Origin of the sequence: Ornithinimicrobium sp., assembly GCF_035267225.1 — a bacterium.
Taxonomy (GTDB): domain Bacteria; phylum Actinomycetota; class Actinomycetes; order Actinomycetales; family Dermatophilaceae; genus Ornithinicoccus.
In genome coordinates this window covers 1-2,052 of sequence record NZ_DATFMA010000123.1, presented here as the reverse complement: position 1 = coordinate 2,052, position 2,052 = coordinate 1, and the positions used below count along the sequence as shown (strand labels likewise).

The following is a 2,052-nucleotide window of genomic DNA, read 5'->3' as shown; positions in this document are numbered from 1 at the left end:
CGCGTGCACCTCATACCCGGTGGCTGCGACCACGCTCGCGGTGCTCGCGGGCTCCAGAGTGCGGGCATAGAGCCCGGTGGCCTGCTCGAGGGACTGCCAGGCCTGATACGAGAGCAGCCCGGGCGCCACCCGGGGGGAGGTGACCAGCAGGCTCAGCCTTCGCTGGAGATCCATTCCGGGTTCTCGGGCACGATCGAGGCGGTCTGCGGATCGAAGCTGCCGTAGCGCGGGTTGATCTCCACGTCCAGCTTCTCGATGTCGGCGACCGTGATCTTCTGCAGCTTCTCGGCCGCCTTGGCCACCTGGGAGTCCTGCGCGGCCTCCGGGTTCTGCAGCAGGGTCTGGTACTGACGGGTCCGGGCCACGTCCACCGTCAGGGTCGAGGGATTGTCCAGGCCGTTGTCGGCGAGGAGCTGGCTCACCTCCTCATCGGTGAGCTCAGCCGAGGTGCCCGCGAAGGCGTCGTCCAAGAACGGGGCTCGCACCAGCTCGCTCAGCACCGTCGGGGGCGTGAACGGCTCGGCCGCGATGGTGTTCAGCTCGGAGGTGGTCTCCTGCAGCTGGTCCTCACCAACCGTCTCCCCGTCGATGACGGCGGCCTCGTCGGCCGAGAGGTTGCCACACGCGCTGAGGAGCGTCAGCCCTGCCACCGCCGCGACGGCGCTCACCACACTGGGCCTGGGGTGCAGCCTTGTTCGCCTCACAACGCCCATCATGTCATCTCCCCTGCCGCGTCGACATCACGCCGAGTCGGCTGCGGCGCCGAGGTCGTCGAGCAGGATCGCTGTGATCCACCTGGCCGCCCAGTCCAGCATCGCGCCGTCCCGCAGGGGGCGCCCCCCGATGCCCGGGGTCTTGGGCACGGGCACCAGGGCGGTGCGGGTGGCGGGCTTGAGCAGGGTGCCGGGATAGAGGCGGTTGAGCCGCAGCTGCTGTGACTCCCGCAGCGACGCGACGGGAGCGAACCGCACGCGCTGACCTTGGAGCGCCACGTCGCTGATTCCGGCCGCCCGGGCCACGGTGCGCAACGTGGCCACGTCGAGCAGGGTGAGCACGGGCGCCGGCGGGGGGCCGTAGCGGTCCTCGAGCTCGGCGCGCACCGCGGCCACCTCGCCTGCGTCCCGTACCTGGGCGAGCTTGCGGTACGCCTCCAGGCGCAGGCGCTCCCCGGGGATGTAGTCGTGCGGCAGGTGGGCGTCGACCGGCAGCTCGATCTTCACCTCGACCGGCATCGACTCCCCCTCGCCCTTGAACTCCGCCACGGCCTCGCCCACCAGGCGGACGTAGAGGTCGAAGCCCACGCCGGCGATGTGGCCGGACTGCTCGCCGCCGAGCAGGTTGCCGGCCCCGCGGATCTCCAGGTCCTTCATCGCCACCGCCATTCCCGCCCCGAGGTCGGTGTTGCCGGCAATGGTCTGCAGCCGATCCACCGCCGTCTCGGTGAGCGGCTTCTCCGGGGGGTAGAGGAAGTAGGCGTAGGCACGTTCGCGACCTCGTCCCACCCGGCCGCGCAGCTGGTGCAGCTGCGACAGGCCCATCTGGTCCGAACGCTCGAGGATGAGGGTGTTGGCGTTCGAGATGTCCAGGCCCGTCTCCACGATGGTGGTGCACACGAGCACGTCGAAACGTCGCTCCCAGAAGTCGACGACCACCTGCTCGAGGCGCTGCTCGCCCATCTGCCCGTGCGCCACCGCCACCCGGGCCTCCGGGACCAGGTCGCGCAGCCGGCTCGCCGCCTTGTCGATCGAGCTCACCTTGTTGTGGACGTAGAACACCTGACCTTCTCGTAGGAGCTCGCGGCGGATCGCGGCGGTGATCTGCTTGTCGTCGTAGGCGCCGACGAAGGTGAGCACGGGGTGGCGTTCCTCCGGCGGCGTGGCCAGGGTGGACATCTCCCGGATGCCGGTCACGGCCATCTCCAGCGTGCGTGGGATCGGGGTGGCCGACATGGCCAGCACGTCGACGTTGGTGCGCAGCGCCTTGAGCTGCTCCTTGTGCTCCACCCCGAAGCGCTGCTCCTCGTCCACGATGACCAGCCCGAGCTCCTTGAAC

General features: G+C 70.0%; 2 protein-coding genes. Both read right to left on the bottom strand.

All coding sequences use genetic code 11. The annotated features are described in order from the left end of the window. Positions 1-152 precede the first annotated feature (152 nt). Positions 153-668 carry a hypothetical protein gene (locus VJ976_RS12435; RefSeq protein ID WP_324100546.1) on the bottom strand — a complete coding sequence of 172 codons (516 nt, stop codon included), beginning with the start codon at positions 666-668 and terminating at the stop codon, positions 153-155. Between the two features lie 72 nt (positions 669-740). After that, a partial coding sequence (locus tag VJ976_RS12430) for a TRCF domain-containing protein (RefSeq protein ID WP_324100545.1) occupies positions 741-2,052 on the bottom strand: 1,312 nt, incomplete at its 5' end.